This window comes from Pseudomonas sp. GW821-FHT09D08 (genome assembly GCF_059416305.1).
Map to the genome: position 1 here is coordinate 311,376 of NZ_JBWKOX010000003.1, position 14,616 is coordinate 325,991.

The following is a 14,616-nucleotide window of genomic DNA, read 5'->3' on the forward strand; positions in this document are numbered from 1 at the left end:
CCCGCCATGCCTGCACTCCCTGCTACAGACGGCATCGACCCGATCCGCGCCGCCCATATCAGCGCGCGTATCGACCGCCTGCCCGCCGTTGCCACGGTCTGGCGCCTGGTGGCGCTGCTGTCGATCGGCGGTTTTTTCGAGCTGTATGATTTGTTCCAGACCGCCTACATCAGCCCCGGCCTGATCAGTGACGGGATTTTCCACACCGGCAGCGAGGGCGTGTTTGGCTTCTCCGACCAGGCGGCGTTCGCCTCGGCGACCTTCCTCGGCCTGTTCCTCGGCGCCAGCCTGCTCAGCCCGATTGCCGACCGCTTCGGGCGCCGGGCGATCTTCACCTTTGCCTTGATCTGGTACACCGTCGCCACGGTGTTGATGGGCATTCAGACATCCGCGCTGGGCATTATCGGCATGCGTTTCCTGGTGGGCATCGGCCTGGGCATCGAGCTGGTGACCATCGACGCCTATCTGTCGGAACTGGTGCCCAAGCGCATGCGCAGCTCGGCGTTTGCCTTTGCGTTTTTCATCCAGTTCCTGTCGGTGCCGGCCGTGGCATTGATGTCATGGTGGCTGGTGCCCCAGGCACCGTTCGGGGTGTCTGGCTGGCGCTGGGTGGTGCTGAGCAGTGCGGTGTTTGCGCTGTTTATCTGGCAACTGCGCAAGCGCCTGCCGGAATCACCGCGCTGGCTGGCGCAGAAAGGTCGCTTCGAAGAAGCCGGCAGGATCATGGACACCCTGGAGGCACGCTGCCGGAAAGACCATGGCAAACCGCTGGATGAACACGAACCCGAAGCCGTCAGCGTGCAAGGCAGTGGCCGTTTTGCCGACATCTGGCAACCGCCGTACCGCCGCCGTGCGTTGATGCTGATTGTGTTCCATGTGTTCCAGGCCATCGGCTTCTTTGGTTTCGGCAACTGGTTGCCGGCACTGCTTTCGGGCCAGGGTGTCAGCGTGACCCACAGCTTGCTGTACGCCTTTATCATCACCCTCGCCTACCCGCTGGGGCCGTTGCTGTTTGTGAAGGTGGCCAACCGCTTTGAAAACAAATGGCAGATCGTCGGCTCCGCCATGGGTGCGGTGATCTTCGGCAGCCTGTTCGCGTTGCAGACCACGGCGGTGGGGCTGGTGATCTGCGGGGTGATGATCACCTTCTGCAACGCCTGGCTGAGCTTCAGTTACCACTCCTACCAGAGCGAGCTGTTCCCGACCAATATCCGCGCGCGGGCGGTGGGGTTCTGCTATTCGTTCAGTCGCTTGTCGACGGTGTTCAGCAGCCTGTTGATCGGTTTTATCCTCGAACACCTGGGCACACCCGGTGTGTTGGCGTTTATTGCCAGCAGCATGCTGATCGTGATGATTACCATCAGTTGGTTCGGCCCACGTACGCGCAACCTGGCCTTGGAAAATATCGCCCATTAACGGCAACGGTTGGCCGCCTGCGGGACAATGTTTGCCGCGGCGGCCAGGCCAAATCCAGTCAAACCGGGGGTTATCGGACCCGGCATGTTATTTGCTCCCGCTATGGCACCGAACATTTTCCCAGGTGACCGATCATGCTGGTTAACAACAACCCCCAAGCCGTGTCGACCCTTCAAAAGATCACGCGTCCCGACATGGACCCCGCCAACGCCGCCGCCAGCACGCTGTACAGCGGTGCCCTGCAAGCGGCGCAGCAAAGCGTGACCCTGCCGGCCGCACAGAAGGATCTGGACAAGGCGGGTGATCGCATCGACGAAGCTTTCGCCAAGACCCGCGTGCAGTTGCAGGCCAGCACAGCGGCCACCACGGTGACGACGGATGTCCCCGCCACCGGCTCCACCACCAGCTCCGCCCGCGCAGACTTCACCGATTACATGAGCAAAACCCCGGCCGAGCGTATCCGTGAGCAATTGCTCAAGGAACAGGGGTTGACCGAGGCGGATGTGCAGAACATGTCGCAGGAAAAGCAGGACGCCATTTCCAAGCAAGTGGCCGAGCGTTTGAAGCAGCAGCAAGAGCAGCAGGTAGCGGCGAAGACCACTGAACCGCAGGCGCAGGCAGTGAAAGAAACCCTGGCGGCGATCTAAGCCACAGGTGGGACGCCGAGCGTCCCTGGCGGCATTCCCACGCGGGTGCGTGGGAATGATCATTAACTCAGTGACCGAACAGGCCTGTCTCGGTTTTCTTGGCTTTCTTGTCGGCGCGTTTTTCGTCGGCGGTCTTTGCCGGTTTCTTCTTCGCGGCTTTCTTTGAATCCATACCTTTGGCCATGATGCATGCTCCACTTACAGGGGATGTAACACTGGGTATACCACCTATTGCCGCACAGAAGGCGCTTATAATCCCCGGCCCTTGATTATGTTGCCCAAACACCATGCCCGAACTGCACATCGCCCCCCTGGCTGAGCCGCTGTGGCCACTGCTGAACAAGTTTTATCGCAGCCATGACTCATCGATGAAGGCGCTCAAGGGCGGGCGTTTGTGGGTAGCGCGCGACAGCGAGATTGTCGCCGGTCTGTGCCTGACACCCGTGGTCGGCGGACAGTGGTTGACCGGCGTGTTTGTCGACCCGGCGTATCGCGGCCAGGGGTTGGCGGGGCGATTGATAGCCGCGGCGGCGGCCGAGGTGCAAGGCACGCTGTGGTTGTTGTGCCATCCGGACCTGGAAGGTTTGTATCAGCGCATGGGTTTCACCCAGGACACGCTATTGCCGCAATCCCTCAGCGAGCGGCTGGTGCGCTACAAACGCAACAAACCGATGATCGCGATGGGCTTAGATCGTTTAGTGAGGTCGTCCTCGGATAATGTGTGATCGCCCCGTATGGGCCCCATGCTAGCCTCGGCGACACAGTGGCCCACTTTTCGGATGATCATGAAAGCGACCTTTGCAGCTCTGTCCCTTACCGCCCTCCTCGTTCCCACGTTCAGCCAGGCCGCCGACGCACCGATCAGCGCCCAGCAATACGCCAGCGTGTTGGCCGGCAATTGGCGCGACCCGGCCAACAGCGCCCGCGACGGCTATCGCCACCCGCAGCAGACCTTGGAATTCTTTGGCCTGGGCGCCAGGCAGACGGTGATCGAAATTACTCCAGGGGGCGGTTGGTACAGCGAACTGCTGGCGCCGTTGCTCAAGGATCACGGGCATTACATCGCCGCCGTGCAAGCGCCAAGCAGCAGCGCCTATGCGCGCACGTCCGAAGAGAACCTGAAAAACAAATTCGCCGCCGACCCGACGCGCTATGCCAAGGCAGTCGTGGTCGAGTTCGACCCCAAGGCACCGGTGTTCGGCAAACCTGCTTCGGCGGACGCCGTGCTGACGTTCCGCAATGTGCATAACTGGGTGCTGGCCGATACCGCCGAGGCCACGTTCCGCGCGTTTTACACGGTGTTGAAACCAGGTGGCGTGCTGGGTGTGGAAGATCACCGAGCCAAGGACGGGGCCGAGCTGGAGGCGATCAAGGACAGCGGTTACCTGACCACCGCCCAGGTGGTGAAACTGGCCACCGATGCGGGGTTCAAGCTGGCAGGCCAGAGTGAGGTCAACGCCAACCCGAAGGACACCAAGGATTATCCCGCCGGCGTGTGGACGTTGCCGCCGACGTTGAAGCTGGGGGAGCAGGATAAGGCGAAGTATGTCGCGATTGGCGAGTCGGACCGGATGACGTTACGGTTCGTCAAACCGGCCAAATAACCTGCTCCCTCCCAGATTATGTTCTCAACGGGCCGGCGATTACTCGTCAGCGGTTGGGTCCATGTCGGGAAACATCACTTCAATAAAGCCGAACTTGCTGAAGTCGGTAATGCGCGAGGGGTAAAGCCGGCCGATCAGGTGATCGCATTCATGCTGCACCACCCGCGCGTGGAAGCCATCGGCAAAACGTACGATCGGCTCGCCCTTCGGATCAAACCCCTCGTAGCGAATCTGCTGGTAACGGTCCACCGCGCCACGCAGTCCAGGCACCGACAGGCAGCCCTCATAGCCTTCTTCCAGCACCGGGCTGAGCGGCGTGATCAATGGGTTGATCAGGATGGTCTGCGGCACCGGCGGCGCATCCGGGTAGCGCTCGCTGGCTTCGAACCCAAAGATCACCAGTTGCAGGTCGACGCCAATCTGCGGCGCGGCCAGGCCGACGCCGCCCACGTGCTCCATGGTCTGGAACATGTCGTCGATCAATTGCCACAGCTCGGGGCTGTCGAACATTTCCGGCGGTACCGGTGGGGCGATACGCAGCAGGCGTTCATCGCCCATTTTCAGGATTTCACGGATCATCGATCAGACTTCATCGGTAGTGGGTTTGGAGTGGTCGCGGCCGAGGCCGGAGACATGTTGTTTTTCGTGCGCGGGCGCGGGCTCATCGAAATCCTTTGCGCCTGGCTCCTTGCCTTCGGCCGACATGTGCTCGATCACGGCATTCATCTCCGCCCCCAGCAACAGCACGGCGGCGGAAATGTAGAAGTACAGGAGCAACACGATGATCGCACCGATGCTGCCATACATGGCGTTGTAGTCGGCGAAGGTTTTGACGTAGTAGCCAAAACCGAGGGAGGCGACGATCCACACCACCACTGCAAGCACCGAACCCGGGGTAATAAAGCGAAATTTCTGCTCGACGTCCGGCATCACGTAATACATGAGAGCCACGGCAAACATCAGCAGGATCACGATCAGCGGCCATCGCACGATGGTCCACAAGGTCACCACGAATTCCTGCATGCCGATCTGGCCGGCCAGCCATTCCATCACCTGCGGACCGAGCACCATCAGCGCGGCGGCCGCCAGCAGCATGCCGGCGATGCCGATGGTGTAGAAAACCGACAGCGGAAAACGCTTCCAGATCGGCCGGCCTTCCACGACGTCGTACGCGGCGTTCATGGCGCTCATCATCAGACGCACGCCAGCGGAGGCGGTCCAGAGGGCAATCACGATACCCACCGAGAGCAGGCCGCCCTTGGATTGCTGCAACTGGTCGATCACCGGGTTGACCTGCTCCAGGGCCTGGGGCGGCAACACCAGTTCCGATTGCAGGCGCAGCCAGGTGAAAAAGTCCGGCAGGTGCAGGAAACCGATCAGGGCGATAAGGAACAGCAGGAAGGGAAACAACGAGAACAGCATCTGGTAGGCCAGTGCCGAGGCGTAGGTGGACATCTCGTCATCGACGAATTCCTTGACGGTGCGCACCAGCACTGTGTGGAGCTTGAGACCATCGAGAACCGGAAAAATCATAGCGTCTCCTTTCGCCGCAAAAAGGGGGTTCATGGGCGACTCAGGGGCCGTTTTCTACATCAAGGTAGCCTATTTGGCGACCTTGAAACAATTTCGAAACTTTAATCACTGCATGTGACATAAAAACGGCCATCCGTGGATGGCCGTCCGGCTGCACGATGGCAGTCTTACTTGGTCGCTTTTTTCACCGCGTCCTTGGTGTCGCCCACGGCTTTTTCAACCTGGCCTTTCTTTTCCTGCACGACGCCTTCAGCGCGCAGTTTGTCGTTGCCGGTGACTTTGCCGACGCCTTGCTTGATGTTACCGACGGCTTCGTCTTTCAAACCTTTTGCCTTATCCGCTGTGCTGCCCATGGTATTTCTCCGAAAGAACAATCAAAGGGTTTTGGTCATTACGTAGAGATTGACCCAAGGCCGTTCGGCAGAGTTTCAATTATTTTTCGGTGAACATTTCATCGCCAACGACAGGTTTGGCTTTATGTTTTGCAGCCAACCCACGAGAATGCCCGGCACATTCAGGCTCCAACGCTGAATAACAGATCCCGTAGGAAGGTTATGAAACTCAATAAAGCACAGGCCATCGCCCGCAGAAACCAGGAACTGGGCGGTGCCGTACTCGGCGTCAACAACTGCCACTTCACCGACCTGGACCGCAAACGCAACATCTGGTGGTTCGATCTGCCGGTGGGGCGTATTGCCGTCGGCCAGTACGAGTGGATTCACCTGTTGATGCACAACGCCGAGACCGACCAGCTGCTGCACCTGAAGGTGCCGACCGTGTTCCTGCGTGAAAAGCTCGAAGGGCTGGTGGTGCGCAACGCGGGCAAGCGCAAGCCGGAGATTACCCTGGAGCTGAGCGCGGATAAGGATTCGTTCTTGAAGGATGTGCGGCCGGCGGGTGCGGGTGTGAGCTTCGCGCAGTTCGTCGTGTAAGAACGCGGTCAAAAAAATGTGGGAGGGGCAAGCCCCTCCCACATTTGGATCGGATTACTTTTTAAGACCGAGTTTCTTCAACTCTTCATCGCGCAATTCGCGGCGCAGGATCTTGCCCACGTTGGTGGTCGGCAACGCATCGCGGAACTCCACGGCCTTGGGCACCTTGTAGCCGGTGACGTTGGCGCGCATATGCTCCATGACCTGCTCCTTGGTCAGGGTGGCGCCCGGCTTGACCACGATAAAGAGCTTGATGTGTTCCCCGGACTTTTCATCCGGCACACCGATGGCCGCGCACTGCAGCACGCCCGGCAGGCCCGCCAGCACGTCCTCCAGCTCGTTGGGGTACACGTTGAAGCCGGAGACCAGGATCATGTCTTTCTTGCGATCGACAATGCGCATGTAGCCATCCGGCTGGATGATCGCGATGTCGCCGGTCTTCAGCCAGCCTTCGCTGTCGAGCATCTCGGCAGTGGCGTCTTCGCGCTGCCAATAGCCCTTCATCACCTGCGGGCCCTTGACGCACAGTTCGCCGACTTCACCCAGGGCCAGTTCGACGCCGTCGTCGGTGATGACCTTGCACAGGGTCGACGGCACCGGAATGCCGATGGTACCGATCTGGATATGCTGGATCGGGTTCACCGTGGCCACCGGGCTGGTTTCGGTCATGCCGTAGCCTTCGCAGATGCCGCAACCGGTCACCGCTTTCCAACGCTCGGCCGCCGCCAGTTGAAGGGCCATGCCGCCCGACAGGGTGACTTTCAGCGCGGAGAAGTCCAGCTTGCGGAAGGCTTCGTTGTTGCACAGCGCCACGAACAGAGTGTTCAGGCCGACAAAGCCGCTGAACTTCCACTTCGACAGTTCCTTGACCATCGCCGGCAGGTCGCGCGGGTTGCTGATCAGGATGTTGTGGTTGCCGATCAGCATCATCGCCATGCAATGAAAGGTGAACGCATAGATGTGGTACAGCGGCAGCGGCGTGATCAGGATCTCGCAACCTTCATTGAGGTTGGAGCCCATAAGCGCCTTGCATTGCAACATGTTGGCGACCAGGTTGCGGTGGGTGAGCATCGCGCCCTTGGCCACGCCGGTGGTGCCACCGGTGTATTGCAATACGGCCACATCGCTGCTGGCCGGGCAGACTTCGTTGACCGCTTGCCCCTGGCCCTTGGCGAGTACGTCGTTGAACTTGATCGCCTTGGGCAAGTGATAGGCCGGGACCATTTTCTTCACGTACTTGATGACGCTGTTGATCAGCAGGCGCTTGAGCGGCGGCAGCAGGTCGGCGACTTCGGTGACGATCACATGCTTGACGGCGGTCTTGGGCACGACCTTTTCCGCCAGGTGGGCCATGTTGGCCAGGCAGACCAGCGCCTTGGCACCGGAATCATTGAATTGGTGTTCCATTTCCCGCGCGGTGTACAGCGGGTTGGTGTTGACCACGATCAGGCCGGCACGGATGGCGCCGAACACGGCGACCGGGTATTGCAGGACGTTGGGCAACTGTACGGCAATGCGATCGCCGGGCTTCAAGTCGGTATGCTGTTGCAGGTACGCGGCGAAGGCGCCGGACAATTCGTACAATTCACCGTAGGTGATCGTCTTGCCCAGGTTGCTGAAGGCCGGTTTGTTGGCGAAGCGCTGGCAGGACTGCTTCAATACCGCCTGAATATTCGGATACTCGTCTGGATTGATTTCTGCAGCAATCCCGGCGGGGTACTTATCCTTCCAAAAGTCTTCGTGCATGGAAGCCCACTCCTCAGCGACGCGAATTCATCATCGCATTTGATGCGATTATTATTGGTGTATGTTTTTTTTGGTGAATCTGGCGCTTTCAAGCAGGCCTAGACGTCACAAAGCGCGCCGAGAGTAGCAGCTTTGCCAAGGGCCGACTAGAGCCTAAAGAGGGCCCCGCAGTCATAATCACGACTGTCCTACAATATTTGGTCACACTTTAAACAGAAGTGAAATACGTTGATGAAAGGCTCTGGAATAAGGCCTTCAGGACGACACACGATAAATGTGGGAGGGGGCAAGCCGAATCGTCGCACCGCGACTCCCACATTTTTACCGCATTTCACATCAGGCAATGTCGCGTAGTTCCCTGCGCAGGATCTTCCCTACCGGCGTCATCGGTAACGAGTCGCGCAACACAATGTGCTTGGGCACCTTGTAACCCGTGAAGTTGGTCTTGCAGTACGCCTTCAATTCCTCAAGGCTCACCCCTTCTGCACGCGCCACCACGAACAGTTTCACCGCCTCCCCCGTGCGCTCGTCCGGCACGCCGATCACCGCGCAGTTGGCCACGGCCGGATGGGCCATCACCACGTCCTCGATTTCGTTGGGGTACACATTGAAACCCGAGACGATGATCAAATCCTTCTTGCGGTCGACAATGCGCACAAACCCATCTTCGTCGATCACCGCGATGTCACCGGTCTTAAGCCAGCCTTCGGCGTCCAGGGCCTCAGCAGTGGCCGCCGGTTGCTGCCAATAGCCCTTCATCACCTGCGGGCCCTTGATACACAACTCACCGCGCTCGCCCAGAGGCAGCTCGGTGCCTTCGTCATCAATGACCTTCATCGCCGTGGCGGGCACCGGGATGCCCACGGTACCCAGGCGTGATTTGTTGCCGTAGGGGTTGGTGCTGGCCACCGGCGAGGTTTCCGTCAGGCCATAGCCCTCGCCGATCGAGCAGCCGGTGATCTGCTCCCAGCGTTCGGCCGTGGCCTTGATCAGGGCCGTACCGCCGGAGTTGGTGAGCTTGAGGTGGGAGAAATCCAGGTTCTTGAACTCCGGGTGGTCCATCAACGCCACAAACAGCGTGTTGAGCCCCAGCAGCCCGGTAAAGCGCCACTTTTTCAGTTCCTTGATAAACCCACCGATGTCCCTGGGGTTGGTGATCAGCACGTTGTGGTTACCCGAGACCATCATGCACATGCAGTTCGCGGTGAAGGCATAGATATGGTACAGCGGCAGCGGCGCGATCATCACCTCCTGCCCTTCCTTGATCAGCGGGTGGCCATCATCGCCGGTCTGGGACATGCAGGCGCGCACCTGTTGCATGTTCGCAACCAGGTTGCCATGGGTGAGCATCGCGCCCTTGGCCAGGCCGGTGGTGCCGCCGGTGTATTGCAGCACGGCAATATCGTCCAGGTTCACCGGATAGCGCGTCACGCCGAGGCCCGCGCCCATGCGTAGGGCGCGCTTGAACGACACCGCACGCGGCAGGTGGTAGGCCGGGACCATCTTCTTGACCTTGTCGACCACGGTGTTGACCAGCCAGCCTCTGGCGGCGGGCATGAAGTCGCCCATCCTGGCTTCGATCAGGTAGTCGATCTCGGTGTCGGTGCACACGTCCTGCACCCGCGAACCGAACAGGTTGAGGTAGACCAGGGCACGCACGCCGGCGTCCTTGAACTGGTGGCGCATCTCGCGCGGGGTGTACAGCGGGTTGGTGTTGACCACGATCAGCCCGGCGCGCAGTGCGCCGAACACGGCAATCGGGTAGTGCAGCACGTTGGGCATCTGCACGGCGATGCGCTCGCCGGGCTTGAGGTCGGTGTGCTGCTGCAGGTAGCCGGCGAACGCCGCACTCTGGCGCTCAAGCTCGGCGTAGGTCAGGGTGACGCCCATGTTGCTGAATGCCGGACGGTCGGCAAAGGCCTTGCACGAGCGCTCGAAGACTTCGATTACCGACTTGTAGGCCGACAGGTCGATGTCATTGGGAACGCCCGCCGCGCGTTTGTCATTCCAGAAATCAGGTTGCATTATTCTTGTCCCCTTACCTGAAGGTGTCCGGCCGCTTTTATAGAAAGCGGAGCTTGGGGGACGTTAGCAGCTATGGCCAAACAGGCAAATACAGCAAATTGCGTCATTGATTGTATGAATCTTGTCCCTGATGCGCAGGCAGATACCCCGTCGCCTGACAGATGAGCTATACACTGCAACAACGTCGAGCAGACCTTGAGCAGACCTTGAGAAAGGGAACCCCATGAACCACAGCACCTTCTGGCTGACCGCGAATGACCGCAGCCGCCTGTACGTCAATCATTGGATGCCCGACGGCCCGGCCAAGGCGGTGGTCATGCTGTCCCACGGCATGGCGGAGCACAGCGGGCGCTATGCGCGGCTGGCCGAAGCCTTGTGCAGTGCCGGCTATGGCGTGTATGCGCCGGACCAGCGTGGTCACGGCCGCACCGCCGACGAAGGTACGCTGGGCCTGTATGCCGAAAAGGACGGCTGGAACAAAGTGGTGGGCGACCTGGCCAGCCTCAACCAGCACATCGGCCAGCAGCATCCGGGGCTGCCGATCATTTTGCTCGGCCACAGCATGGGCAGCTATATCGCCCAGGCCTACCTGCTGCACCACAGCGCCAGCCTGCATGGAGCGATTCTCAGCGGTTCGAATTTCCAGCCGGTGGCGCTGTACCGTGCCGCTCGGCTGATCGCTCGCGCCGAACGCCTGCGCCAGGGTGCGCGCGGGCGCAGTGCATTGATCGAGTTCCTGTCATTCGGCTCGTTCAACAAGGCATTCAAGCCCAATCGCACCGCGTTCGACTGGCTCAGCCGTGACCCGAACGAAGTCGACAAATACATCAACGATCCACTCTGCGGCTTCCGCTGTACCAACCAACTATGGATCGATCTGCTCGGCGGCTTGCAGCAAATCAGCAAAGCGTCCAATCTCGCCCAGATCGATCCGGGCCTGCCGATCCTGGTGATGGGCGGCGAATGTGATCCGGTCAGTGAGGGCAAGCGTCTCAAAAGCCTGGCCCATGCCCTGCGGGAGGCCGGCAGCCAGCACCTGCAACTGAATATCTACCCGCAGGCGCGTCACGAAGTGTTCAACGAAACCAATCGCGACGAAGTCACCGCCGATGTGCTGAGGTGGCTCGACCAGGCCCTGACCTTGCGCAGGCCGACCCATTGCGAATAAATTTACGTTTAAAATCAGATAGTTAAATTGCCGATTAGCCACAGGATGCACCCTTGAGATGACCCAGGTAACCAACACCCCGTACGAAGCCCTTGAAGTCGGCCAGACCGCCAGCTACAGCAAGACCGTCGAAGAGCGTGATATCCAGCTGTTTGCCGCCATGTCCGGCGACCACAACCCGGTGCACCTGGATGCCGAATACGCCAAGGCGACCATGTTCAAGGAGCGTATCGCCCACGGTATGTTCAGCGGCGCCCTGATCAGCGCGGCCGTTGCGTGTGAGCTGCCCGGGCCGGGCACTATCTATATCGGCCAGCAGATGAGCTTCCAGAAACCGGTGAAAATCGGTGATACCCTGACCGTGCGCCTGGAAATCCTCGAGAAGCTGCCAAAGTTTCGCGTACGCATTGCCACCCGTGTGTTCAACCAGCGCGATGAGCTGGTCGTGGATGGCGAGGCGGAAATTCTTGCACCACGCAAGCAGCAGGTCGTGACCTTGACCGAGCTGCCGCCGATCAGCATTGGCTGAGTACGGTTTTCAAGTCCAACACCCTGCAAATGTGGGAGGGGGCTTGCCCCCGATGGCGGTGTGTCAGTCATTGAAATATCGACTGATCCACCGCTATCGGGAGCAAGCCCCCTCCCACATGTCTTACACAGCAGCGCTTAGGAGCGCTTAGGACTGAGCGCGAGCCTGGTTACGCAGGGCTTTTACCTGGTCGTGATTGCGTTGCACGCCGTGGTACTGACGCTCAACCAGGTCACGAATGCCCAGCAGGTTGTGCTTGTTGATCTTCTCGATGGCTTCTTTGTAAGCCTTCAGTGCGTGGTCTTCGCCGCGCTCGGCTTCGTTGAGCACAGCCTCTTCGTCCTTACCGGTCAGCATCGACTTCACGTCGACCCAGCCACGGTGCAGGGCGCCGGCTACGCTGCCGGAGTCTTCCGGATCACCGCCCAGGGCACGCACCGCGGTCTTCAATTCGGCGGCGGCGGTAGCGCAGTCAGCGGAGCGCTTGGCAAACAGCGCCTTGAGTTCCGGATGCTTGATGTCTTCAGCGCACTCCTTGAAGCCTTTCTGGCCGTCGATGCTGGTCTCAATCAGGTCGTTCAGTACGGAGATCGATTCTTTGTTGATGTCAGTCATTTTTCAATTCCTTAGGCAGGTGAAGAAGGGTTGTCTTAATGATTGCAGCGCCCGTGCCAGGTTTTTAAAAATTACTTTTATGTTTATTTTCAATAACTTAAAAATATTTGAACCATCTGTATGTACGTTATTTGCATGATCTGTCATTTGGCCTTCATGCAGAATGCCTGTATTTTCGAAGACCTTGCCTCACTTCACATGAAGCCCATGAATCCCGAAAAACTCGAACTGCTGATCACCCGCGAAATGCCCTTCGGCAAGTACAAGGGCCGGATCATCGCCGACCTGCCGGGTCCCTACCTGAACTGGTTCGCCCGCGAGGGCTTTCCCCACGGCGAGCTGGGCGGGTTGCTGGCATTGATGCAGGAAATCGACCACAACGGCTTGTCTGAATTGTTGGAACCGCTACGCGCTAAACACGGCAAACCCGCCCCCCGCCATTAAGAGACTCGCCATGCCAAGGAATGCTGACAACGAACCTCACTGGCAGGCCATCGCCCAGCGCTATGCGCTGGAGCCCGGCCCGATCAACCTGGAGAACGGCTACTTCGGGCGTATGAGCCGCGAGGTGCAGGCGCAGTACCTGGAGCACGTGGCGTTTATCAACCGCAGCAACTCGCTGTATGTGCGCCAGCGCTTCGAGCAAGGTGAAAATGTCGAGATCCGTCGCCAACTGGCGGGCCTGATCGACGTCGACCCCGAGGCAGTCGCCTTTACCCACAACGCCACCGAAGCCTTGCAGTCGCTGATCCGCAACTACAACCGCCTGCAACCCGGCGATCAGGTGCTGATCAGCGACCTGGAGTACGACACGGTCAAAGGTGCGATGCGCTGGTTGGCGGGGGTTCGCGGCGTAGAAGTGATAGAACTGTCCCACGTCCACCCGGCCAATTTCGACAGCCTGGTGCAGACCTATCGCGATGCGTTCGCCCGGTACCCGCGCCTGAAGCTGATGGCACTCACCCATGTGACCCACCGCACCGGCCTGGTGATGCCCGTAGAGGCCATCGCCAAGGCCGCGCGTGAGCATGCCGTCGACGTGATCCTCGACGGCGCCCATGCACTGGGCCAGATCGAGTTCAACCTCGCCGAACTGGGCATTGCGTTCGCCGGCTTCAACCTGCACAAATGGATCGGCGCGCCGCTGACCCTGGGGTTCCTCTATATCGCCCCCGAACGCCTGGCAGATATTGATCCGGACATGGGCGAGTTCCACTACCCCGCCACCGACGTGCGTGCGCGTACGTCGTACAGCACGCCGAATTTCCCCGCGTTAATGACGTTGCCGTTGGTGTTTGAAGAACATCGCGCCATGGGCGGCGCGGCGGCCAAGGGTGCGCGGGTCAGTTACCTGCGGGATGTATGGGTGAGCCAGGTGCGACCGTTGCCGGGGATCGAGGTGCTGACGCCGGACGATCCACGGCTGTATTGCGGGATCACGGCATTCAAGTTCAGCGGGCGGGATCAGCAGGTGATGGTGGATCGCATGCTCAAGGACTATGGGCTATTTACCACCACGCGCACCGGTGCGGCGTTTGGTACCTGTATCCGCGTGACACCGGGGTTGGTGACGTCGGCGGAGGACATCAATGTCCTGGTCAATGCCATTACCGAGCTAAGCAGAGATTAAAGGTGGGCCTCAGGTTTTTACCGGCAAAAAAAGCGGTACACCGACCAAGTGCACCGCAAAAATGCCGTTAAGCACAGCAACAACGATTCGATGAATCAGCTCAATCCAGCAGCGCCAGCGCCTGCGCGGTGACTTCCTGGATGCGGGCCCAGTCGCCGTTCTTGACCCACTCCGGGTCAAGCATCCAGCTACCGCCCACACACATCACGTTTTTCAACGCCATGTAGCTTTTGATATTGGCCGGGCCGACGCCGCCGGTCGGGCAGAATTTCACTTCGCCGAACGGGCCGCCCAGGGCCTTGATCGCGGCAACACCGCCGCTGACCTCGGCCGGGAACAGTTTGAAGCGGCGGTAGCCCAGGCCGTAGCCTTCCATGATGCCGGAGGCGTTGCTGATGCCTGGCAGGAGCGGGATCGGGCTGTGCACCGAGGCTTCCAGCAGGTCACGGGTAATGCCGGGGGTGACGATAAATTGCGAACCGGCGACTTCCGCCGCTTCAAGCATGTGGCGGTCGAGCACGGTGCCGGCGCCGGTGCACAGTTCAGGCCGCTGCTCACGCAGCACCTGAATGGCCTTGAGGCCGAACTCGGAACGCAAGGTCACTTCCAATGCGGTCAAACCACCGGCTGACAGGGCATCGGCCAGCGGCAGGATGTCCTGTTCGCGGGCGATGGTGATCACCGGCAGGATCCGCGCCTTGGCGCAGAGGCTGTCGATCAGGGCAACTTTATCCGCCATGGACACGGTCGGTTGAGGGCTTTTCATAGCGG

General features: G+C 59.9%; 16 protein-coding genes. 9 read left to right on the plus strand and 7 right to left on the minus strand.

All coding sequences use genetic code 11. The features are described from left to right. Positions 1-6 precede the first annotated feature (6 nt). From AC07OP_RS07650 to AC07OP_RS07665, 4 genes are all read left to right on the plus strand, one after another. On the plus strand, positions 7-1,416 hold the full coding sequence (locus AC07OP_RS07650) for an MFS transporter (RefSeq protein ID WP_495100549.1): 1,410 nt from the start codon (positions 7-9) through the stop codon (positions 1,414-1,416). Positions 1,417-1,550: 134 nt separating this feature from the next. Then, positions 1,551-2,063: a hypothetical protein gene (locus AC07OP_RS07655; protein ID WP_495100548.1), complete on the plus strand. Its 513-nt coding sequence runs from the start codon at positions 1,551-1,553 to the stop codon at positions 2,061-2,063. Between the two features lie 287 nt (positions 2,064-2,350). Next, positions 2,351-2,788, plus strand: a complete 438-nt coding sequence (locus tag AC07OP_RS07660; RefSeq protein WP_495100547.1) for a GNAT family N-acetyltransferase — start codon at positions 2,351-2,353, stop codon at positions 2,786-2,788. A 60-nt stretch (positions 2,789-2,848) separates the two neighbouring features. Then, positions 2,849-3,667: a class I SAM-dependent methyltransferase gene (locus AC07OP_RS07665; protein WP_027605606.1), complete on the plus strand. Its 819-nt coding sequence runs from the start codon at positions 2,849-2,851 to the stop codon at positions 3,665-3,667. Positions 3,668-3,706: 39 nt separating this feature from the next. Here AC07OP_RS07665 and def read toward each other — a convergent pair whose 3' ends face one another. The 3 genes from def to AC07OP_RS07680 all read right to left on the minus strand — a co-directional run bounded on the left by def (position 3,707) and on the right by AC07OP_RS07680 (position 5,553). After that, positions 3,707-4,246, minus strand: a complete 540-nt coding sequence (gene def, locus AC07OP_RS07670) for a peptide deformylase (protein ID WP_027605605.1) — start codon at positions 4,244-4,246, stop codon at positions 3,707-3,709. Between the two features lie 3 nt (positions 4,247-4,249). Continuing rightward, positions 4,250-5,200, minus strand: a complete 951-nt coding sequence (locus AC07OP_RS07675; RefSeq protein ID WP_027605604.1) for a YihY/virulence factor BrkB family protein — start codon at positions 5,198-5,200, stop codon at positions 4,250-4,252. 167 nt (positions 5,201-5,367) lie between these two features. Next, positions 5,368-5,553 carry a CsbD family protein gene (locus AC07OP_RS07680; RefSeq protein WP_016973106.1) on the minus strand — a complete coding sequence of 62 codons (186 nt, stop codon included), beginning with the start codon at positions 5,551-5,553 and terminating at the stop codon, positions 5,368-5,370. A gap of 201 nt (positions 5,554-5,754) precedes the next feature. On the opposite strand from AC07OP_RS07680, the gene AC07OP_RS07685 reads away from it, so the two are divergent. Next, positions 5,755-6,132 carry a hypothetical protein gene (locus tag AC07OP_RS07685; protein WP_495100546.1) on the plus strand — a complete coding sequence of 126 codons (378 nt, stop codon included), beginning with the start codon at positions 5,755-5,757 and terminating at the stop codon, positions 6,130-6,132. 54 nt (positions 6,133-6,186) lie between these two features. Here the strand turns inward: AC07OP_RS07685 and fadD1 are convergent, their stop codons facing one another. Together fadD1 and fadD2 are read right to left on the minus strand one after the other, a co-directional pair. Continuing rightward, positions 6,187-7,878, minus strand: coding sequence for a long-chain-fatty-acid--CoA ligase FadD1 (fadD1, locus tag AC07OP_RS07690; protein ID WP_092488910.1), 1,692 nt, complete (start codon positions 7,876-7,878; stop codon positions 6,187-6,189). A 336-nt stretch (positions 7,879-8,214) separates the two neighbouring features. Next, a complete protein-coding gene (gene fadD2, locus AC07OP_RS07695; protein WP_495100545.1) occupies positions 8,215-9,903 on the minus strand; it encodes a long-chain-fatty-acid--CoA ligase FadD2 in 1,689 nt (562 codons plus the stop codon). Positions 9,904-10,126: 223 nt separating this feature from the next. On the opposite strand from fadD2, the gene AC07OP_RS07700 reads away from it, so the two are divergent. Both AC07OP_RS07700 and AC07OP_RS07705 read left to right on the plus strand, forming a co-directional pair. Continuing rightward, positions 10,127-11,071: an alpha/beta hydrolase gene (locus AC07OP_RS07700; RefSeq protein ID WP_495100544.1), complete on the plus strand. Its 945-nt coding sequence runs from the start codon at positions 10,127-10,129 to the stop codon at positions 11,069-11,071. Positions 11,072-11,129: 58 nt separating this feature from the next. Then, positions 11,130-11,600 carry a MaoC family dehydratase gene (locus AC07OP_RS07705; RefSeq protein ID WP_003175719.1) on the plus strand — a complete coding sequence of 157 codons (471 nt, stop codon included), beginning with the start codon at positions 11,130-11,132 and terminating at the stop codon, positions 11,598-11,600. A gap of 147 nt (positions 11,601-11,747) precedes the next feature. Here AC07OP_RS07705 and AC07OP_RS07710 read toward each other — a convergent pair whose 3' ends face one another. Continuing rightward, complete coding sequence (locus AC07OP_RS07710) at positions 11,748-12,215, minus strand: ferritin-like domain-containing protein (RefSeq protein WP_010208206.1); 468 nt, start codon at positions 12,213-12,215, stop codon at positions 11,748-11,750. Positions 12,216-12,422: 207 nt separating this feature from the next. On the opposite strand from AC07OP_RS07710, the gene AC07OP_RS07715 reads away from it, so the two are divergent. Together AC07OP_RS07715 and AC07OP_RS07720 are read left to right on the plus strand one after the other, a co-directional pair. Beyond that, on the plus strand, positions 12,423-12,659 hold the full coding sequence (locus AC07OP_RS07715; protein ID WP_003213031.1) for a DUF3820 family protein: 237 nt from the start codon (positions 12,423-12,425) through the stop codon (positions 12,657-12,659). A gap of 10 nt (positions 12,660-12,669) precedes the next feature. Continuing rightward, complete coding sequence (locus AC07OP_RS07720) at positions 12,670-13,845, plus strand: aminotransferase class V-fold PLP-dependent enzyme (protein WP_495100543.1); 1,176 nt, start codon at positions 12,670-12,672, stop codon at positions 13,843-13,845. A gap of 100 nt (positions 13,846-13,945) precedes the next feature. Here AC07OP_RS07720 and AC07OP_RS07725 read toward each other — a convergent pair whose 3' ends face one another. Beyond that, positions 13,946-14,611, minus strand: coding sequence for a bifunctional 4-hydroxy-2-oxoglutarate aldolase/2-dehydro-3-deoxy-phosphogluconate aldolase (locus AC07OP_RS07725; RefSeq protein WP_495100542.1), 666 nt, complete (start codon positions 14,609-14,611; stop codon positions 13,946-13,948). Between the last annotated feature and the right edge of the window lie 5 nt (positions 14,612-14,616).